Below are 7,847 nucleotides of genomic sequence, written 5' to 3'. Positions count from 1 at the left end.
GTCACGGTGTAGGTGATCTGGCCACCTTCGCTGACGCTGGTGCTGTCCACGGTCAGCTTGGCCACCACGTCATTCGTAGTGTCGGTGGTGTTCACCGTGGCCGCGGAGTTGTCGATCACCAGGTTCTCGAAGGTCTTGCCGGCCACGGAGGCGCCGGTGACGTTCAAGGTCTGGGACGATGGATCTTGGTAGACGTCTTCGGCATTGACATCACCGGTGTAGATCGCAGTCTTCTGGCCCGCAGTGATGGTGACGGTCTTGCCGTTGCTCAGGGTCACCACCAGGTTGTCGGCGAGGACGCGGTTGATGGACACGGTGTAGGTCGGTGCAGTGCCTTCGGTGACGTCGCCGTTGGCGACGATGCCGACGGTGACCTTGTTGGCATCGCCTTTTGCGTCGTCGCTGATGGTCACGCTGGTTTTGTCGCTGCCGAGCACCAGGTTCTCGTAGTTGTTGCTGCCGCTGACACCGGTCAACTGATTGTCGATGACGACAGGCTGATCAACATACAGGTTGTTCGGCACCGGTACGCTGGTGCTACCAGACGTTTGGTTGGCGGCGACGTTAATGGTGGTGCCGTCAGTCAAGGTGAAGGTCAACCCACCGTGGTTGTTCACCGGCAAGCCATCGGCATTGCTCAACGTCACGGTGTAGGTGATCTGGCCACCTTCGCTGACGCTGGTGCTGTCCACGGTCAGCTTGGCCACCACGTCATTCGTAGTGTCGGTGGTGTTCACCGTGGCCGCGGAGTTGTCGATCACCAGGTTCTCGAAGGTCTTGCCGGCCACGGAGGCGCCGGTGATGTGCAGGGTCTGGGACGTCGGGTCTTGGTAGACGTCTTCGGCGTTGGTGTCGCCGCTGTAGATCGCGCTGGTTTGGCCTGCGCTGATCACCACCGATTTGCCGTTGCTCAGGGTGACGGTGAAGTCATCGGCCAGGACGCGGTTGATGCTGACGGTGAAGCTCGGCGCATTGCCTTCCACCACGTCGCCGTTGGCGCTGAGGGCCACGGTGACCTTGTTGCCAGCGCCGTTCGCTTCGTCACTGATGGTGACGCTGGTTTTGTCGCTGCCGAGCACCAGGTTTTCGTAGTTGTTGCTGCCGCTGACACCGGTCAACTGATTGTCGATGACAACAGGCTGATCAACATAGAGGTTGTCCGGCACCGGTACGCTGGTGCTGCCAGACGTTTGGTTGGCGGCGATGTTGATCACCGTGCCATCGGTCAGGGTGAAGCTCAGGCCGCCGTGGTTGTTCACCGGCAGGCCATCGGCATTGCTCAACGTCACGGTGTAGGTGATCTGGCCACCTTCGCTGACGCTGGTGCTGTCCACGGTCAGCTTGGCCACCACGTCGTTGGTGGTGTCGGTGGTATTAACGGTTGCATCCGCACCGCTGATGACCAGGTTTTCGAAGGACTTGCCCGCGACTTCCGCCCCGGTGATGTGCAGGGTTTCGGATGTCGGGTCTTGGTAGACGTCTTCGGCGTTGGTATCGCCGCTGTAGATCGCGCTGGTTTGGCCTGCGCTGATCACCACCGACTTCCCGTTGCTCAGGGTGACGGTGAAGTCATCGGCCAGGACGCGGTTGATGCTGACGGTGAAGCTCGGCGCGTTGCCTTCCACCACGTCGCCGTTGGCGGCGATACCCACGGTGACCTTGTTGTCGGCGCCGTTCGCTTCGTCGCTGATGGTGACGCTGGTTTTGTCGCTGCCGAGTACCAGGCTTTCGTAGTTGTTGCTGCCGCTGACGGATTGCAGCTGGTTAACCACGGTCACCGGCTGGTCGACGTAGAGGTTGTCTGCAACCGGAACACTGATACTGCCAGACGTTTGGTTGGCGGCGATGTTGATCACCGTGCCGTCGGTCAGGGTGAAGCTCAGGCCGCCGTGGTTATTCACCGGCAGGCCGTCGGCGTTGCTCAACGTCACGGTGTAGGTGATCTGGCCACCTTCGCTGACGCTGGTGCTGTCCACGGTCAGCTTGGCCACCACGTCGTTGGTGGTGTCGGTGGTATTAACGGTTGCATCCGCACCGCTGATGACCAGGTTTTCGAAGGACTTGCCCGCGACTTCCGCCCCGGTGATGTGCAGGGTTTCGGATGTCGGGTCTTGGTAGACGTCTTCGGCGTTGGTATCGCCGCTGTAGATCGCGCTGGTTTGGCCTGCGCTGATCACCACCGACTTCCCGTTGCTCAGGGTGACGGTGAAGTCATCGGCCAGGACGCGGTTGATGCTGACGGTGAAGCTCGGCGCGTTGCCTTCCACCACGTCGCCGTTGGCGGCGATACCCACGGTGACCTTGTTGCCGGCGCCGTTCGCTTCGTCGCTGATGGTGACGCTGGTGGTATCGCTACCGAGCACCAGGTTTTCGTAGTTGTTGCTGCCGCTGACACCGGTCAACTGATTGTCGATGACGACAGGCTGATCAACGTACAGGTTGTCCGGCACCGGTACGCTGGTGCTGCCGCTGGTTTGGTTGGCAGCGACGTTAATGGTGGTGCCGTCAGTCAAGGTGAAGGTCAGGCCGCCGTGGTTATTCACCGGCAGGCCGTCGGCGTTGCTCAACGTCACGGTGTAGGTGATCTGGCCACCTTCGCTGACGCTGGCGTTGTCCACGGTCAGCTTGGCGGTGACTTCGTTGATGGTGTCAGTTGTTTTAACGGTGGCCGCGGTGTTGTCGATCACCAGGTTCTCGAAGGTCTTGCCGGCCACGGAGGCGCCGGTGACGTTCAAGGTCAGGGACGACGGGTCTTGGTAGACGTCTTCGGCGTTGGTGTCGCCGCTGTAGATCGCGCTGGTTTGACCCGCAGTGATCACCACCGATTTCCCATTGCTCAGGGTGACGGTGAAGTCATCGGCCAGGACGCGGTTGATGGACACGGTAAAGGTCGGCGCAGTGCCTTCGGTGACGTCGCCGTTGGCGGCGATACCCACGGTGACCTTGTTGTCGGCGCCGTTCGCTTCGTCGCTAATGGTGACGCTGGTTTTGTCGCTACCGAGCACCAGGTTTTCGTAGTTGTTGCTGCCGCTGACGGATTGCAGCTGGTTAACCACGGTCACCGGCTGGTCGACGTAGAGGTTGTCTGCGACCGGAACGCTGGTGCTGCCGCTGGTTTGGTTGGCAGCGACGTTAATGGTGGTGCCGTCAGTCAAGGTGAAGGTCAACCCACCGTGGTTATTCACCGGCAAGCCATCGGCATTGCTCAACGTCACGGTGTAGGTGATCTGGCCGCCTTCGCTGACGCTGGTGCTGTCCACGGTCAGTTTGGCCACTACGTCGTTGGTGGTGTCGGTGGTGTTAACGGTTGCATCCGCACCGCTGATGACCAGGTTTTCGAAGGACTTGCCTGCGACTTCCGCCCCGGTGATGTGCAGGGTCTGGGACGTCGGGTCTTGGTAGACATCTTCGGCGTTGGTGTCGCCGGTGTAGATCGCGCTGGTTTGGCCTGCAGTGATCACCACCGATTTTCCGTTGCTCAGGGTGACGGTGAAGTCATCGGCCAAAGCGCGGTTGATGGACACGGTAAAGGTCGGCGCAGTGCCTTCGGTGACGTCGCCGTTGGCGCTGAGGGCCACGGTGACCTTGTTGCCGGCACCGTTTGCGTCGTCACTGATGGTGACGCTGGTGGTGTCGCTGCCGAGCACCAGGTTTTCGTAGTTGTTGCTGCCGCTGACACCGGTCAACTGATTGTCGATGACGACAGGTTGATCAACGTACAGGTTGTTCGGCACCGGAACGCTGGTGCTGCCAGACGTTTGGTTGGCGGCGATGTTGATCACTGTGCCATCGGTCAGGGTGAAGCTCAGACCGCCGTGGTTGTTCACCGGCAAGCCATCGGCATTGCTCAAAGTCACGGTGTAGGTGATCTGCCCGCCTTCGCTGACGCTGGTGCTGTCCACGGTCAGCTTGGCCACTACGTCGTTGGTGGTGTCGGTGATGAGCACCGAAGCCGGATTGCCAATGACCAGATTTTCCAGCGCAGTGCCACCGGAAGTGGCGCCGTTGACGCCGAGCGTTACGGTGCTGCCATCCTTGTAGACGTCATCGCCTTGAGCCGAAAGGGTGTGCACCTTTTCGGTTTCGCCAATGGCGAAGGTCACGGTCTGGCCGTTGCTCAGGGTCACGGTCAGGGCGTGATCCTGGGCCTTGTCCAGCTTGATGGTGAAGCTCGGATCCTGGTTTTCCGCCACCGAGCCATTGCCGACGATGGAGATGCCGACCTGGTCGTCTTGACCGGCCGGCTCGTCGGTGACAGTGGTTTCCAGCGCGTTCTGCCCGAGGGTCAGTTTTTCGAAGTTGTCCGCACCGCTCACCGATTCCAGCTTGTTGATGATGGTAGGCTGGCCGCCGACCAGGATGTCATCCGGGGCGGTGATGGTGAACGAACCGGAAGTCGTGTTGGCCGGCACCTTGATCTGTGTGCCATCGGTCAGGGTGAAGGTCAGTTCGCCGTGATTGTTGATCGGCAGACCTGCGGCGTTGGTCAGGGTTACGGTGTAGGTGATCTGCCCGCCTTCCGCGACAGTCGTTTTATCCGCGGTGAGTGTCGCAACGACTTCGCTGATGGTATCGCTGATGACCACAGACGCCGGATTGCCAACGACCAGGTTTTCCAGGACCCTGCCATCGGCAGTCGCACCGCTGATGCCGAGGTTGACGGTGCTGCCGTCCTTATAGACGTCATCACCCTGGGCTGGCAGGGCGTAAGTGGTCTGCAACGCACCTGCGGCGATCACCACAGTCTGGCCGTTGCTCAAGGTCACGGTCAGGTCGTGATCAAGTTGTTGGTCAACCTTGATGGTGAAAGTCGGTGCGCCATTCTCCAACACGTCGCCAGCACTTTCGATGGTGACAGTGACTGCGTCGCCCGCTCCAGCCGGCTGGTCGGTGACGGTCGTGGTCAGCGTGTTCTGATCCAGGGTCAGCTGTTCGAATTTCTCGCCACCCGTCACGGTTTCCAGCTTGTTGACCAGCGAGGGCTGGCCGCCGGTGAACACGTCATTGGTCGTGGCGACGATGGCCGAGCCCGTGGTGCCGTTCGCTGGAACGGTGATGGTCGTGCCGTCGGTAAGCTTGAACGTCAGCTCGCCGTGGTTGCTGATTGGCAGGCCCGCTGCATTGCTCAGGGTCACGGTATAGGTGACCAAGCCGCCTTCAACGACCGACGACTTGTCGACGGTCAGGGTGGCGATCACTTCGCTGGTGGTGTCGCCGATGTTAACTTCGGCTTCGTTGCCGATCACCAGGTTTTCAAAAGTCTGGCCGTCCACAGCGGCGGTGGTGATGCCCAGCTTGATGGACTCGCCATCTTTATAAACATCGTCACCCTGAGCCGGCAGGGCGTAGGTGGTTTGTGTCGAGCCGGCCGCAATGGTTACGGATTGGCCGTTGCTCAAAGTCACCGTCAGATCATGATCGAGCTTCTGATCGACTTTGATAATGAAGGTCGGCGCGGCATTTTCCAGCACATTGCCAGCGCTTTCGATAGTTACGGTGACCTTGTCAACGCTGTCGCTGATCTGGGTGACGGCGGGCTCGGGATTTGGCACCAGATTTTCAAAATTGCCGCCGGTAGCGCCAGTAATCGTGGTGCTGACCGTACTGCCATTCACGTACACATCATTGGCCGGTGTCTCAACGACCACGGTACCCGTAGTCTTGCCCGCCTCGATGGTAATGACCGAGCCATTGCTCAAGGTCACGGTCACCGGCGTTCCGGCCGGGTTGGTCAAGGTCGCGGTGTAGGTGATCGACCCACCTTCGACCACGGCACCGGTCGCGGTGAGCGAAACCCCAGTGGTGTCTGGCGAATCGGTGATGGTGGTCACGGCAGGCGTGGTGCTGGGCACCAGGTTTTCAAAGTTACCGCCGGTAGCGCCAGTAATCGTGGTGCTGACCGTACTGCCATTCACGTACACATCATTGGCCGGTGTCTCAACGACCACGGTACCCGTAGTATTGCCCGCTTCGATGGTAATGACCGAGCCATTGCTCAAGGTCACGGTCACCGGCGTTCCGGCCGGGTTGGTCAAGGTCGCGGTGTAGGTGATCGACCCACCTTCGACCACGGCACCGGTCGCGGTGAGCGAAACCCCAGTGGTGTCTGGCGAATCGGTGATGGTGGTCACGGCAGGCGTGGTGCTGGGCACCAGGTTTTCAAAGTTACCGCCGGTAGCGCCAGTAATCGTGGTGCTGACCGTACTGCCATTCACGTACACATCATTGGCCGGTGTCTCAACGACCACGGTACCCGTAGTCTTGCCCGCTTCGATGGTAATGACCGAGCCATTGCTCAAGGTCACGGTCACCGGCGTTCCGGCCGGGTTGGTCAAGGTCGCGGTGTAGGTGATCGACCCACCTTCGACCACGGCACCGGTCGCGGTGAGCGAAACCCCAGTGGTGTCTGGCGAATCGGTGATGGTGGTCACGGCAGGCGTGGTGCTGGGCACCAGGTTCTCAAAATGACCGCCGGTAGCACCAGTAATCGTGGTGCTGACCGTGCTGCCATTCACGTACACGTCATTGGCCGGTGTCTCAACGACCACGGTACCCGTAGTCTTGCCCGCCTCGATGGTAATGACCGAGCCATTGCTCAAGGTCACGGTCACCGGTGTGCCGGCCGGGTTGGTCAAGGTGGCGGTGTAGGTGATCGACCCCCCTTCGACCACGGCGCCGGTCGCGGTGAGCGTCAGGCCGGTGGTGTCTGGCGAATCGGTGATACTGGTCACGGCAGGCGTGGTGCTGGGCACCAGATTTTCAAAATTGCCGCCGGTAGCGCCAGTAATCGTGGTGCTGACCGTACTGCCATTCACGTACACGTCATTGGCCGGGGTTTCAACGACCACGGTACCCGTAGTCTTGCCCGCTTCGATGGTAATGACCGAGCCGTTGCTCAAGGTCACGGTCACCGGTGTGCCGGCCGGGTTGGTCAAGGTCGCGGTGTAGGTGATCGAACCGCCTTCAGCCACGGCGCCGGTCGCGGTGAGCGTCAGGCCGGTGGTGTCGACGGTGTCGGTGACCTGAGTTACGGCTGGAACCGTTGGAGGAATGACCACTATTGCGCCGCCGGTGATGCCGGTGACAGTGACCGAGATCTGGGTCGCATCCTTATAAACGGTGTCGTTCGGCGCGAGCGGAACGATCACGGTGCCGGTGGTTTGACCGGCGGCGACGATGATCACTGCACCATTGGACAGCGTAATGGTCAGGTCGGTCAGGGGCGCCTGGCTCAGAGTCGCGGTGTAGACCAGCATGCCGCCGGCCTCGGTGATTGTCGGAGTGGCGCTCAGGCTCAGTGTCGACTGGAGCGGGTCATTGGCATTCGCATTGTTGTTGGTCGACTGGCCGCCCGGGGTCTCCAGGGTGACCTGCGCCGCGGAATCGAGGCCTTCGGTCGGGAAACCAATGGTTGGGTCTACACGGCCAGCGGTGGCGTCCAGCATCACGAAACTATGGCCACCGCCAGCTGCGCCGCCAGTGCCTGCCGCCGCTGGCCCGGCCGCGGTCGGTTCAAGAACCTTGGTCGGGTCGGCGCCAGCAGCGATGGCTTGCTGCAGTTCTTCAACGGAGGGCGCGGCCTGTGCTGTGGCTGCTGCCAGGTCGGTGCTGGAGTCCGGAGCGCTGCCGCTCCACTGAGTATCGCGGCCCAGATCCAAAGTCCGGCCATCCGCCAACTCGAGCGTAACGGCCCCGGCCGCGCCCGTGTCTACCTGGTCGCCGACAAACAGGCGGTCGCCTTCAACGAGCACACGACGGATGCCCTCTGGGGACACCACGAAAACTTGACCAACAATGCTTTTGACGATGGCCACAACGCTGCTCATTGAAGACTCTCCGGTGACACG

Annotated in this window: 1 protein-coding gene; it reads right to left on the bottom strand. The window is 60.9% G+C overall.

Annotated features, from left to right (window positions below; translation table 11 throughout):
• Positions 1–7,826 (bottom strand): retention module-containing protein (locus tag CGA21_RS24680; protein WP_188265234.1); only part of this gene is annotated, 7,826 nt, incomplete at its 3' end.
• Positions 7,827–7,847 lie beyond the last annotated feature (21 nt).

Source organism: Pseudomonas sp. PSB11 (genome assembly GCF_014596605.1).
GTDB lineage: Bacteria > Pseudomonadota > Gammaproteobacteria > Pseudomonadales > Pseudomonadaceae > Aquipseudomonas > Aquipseudomonas umsongensis.
This window is presented reverse-complemented; position numbering and strand designations above follow the sequence as displayed.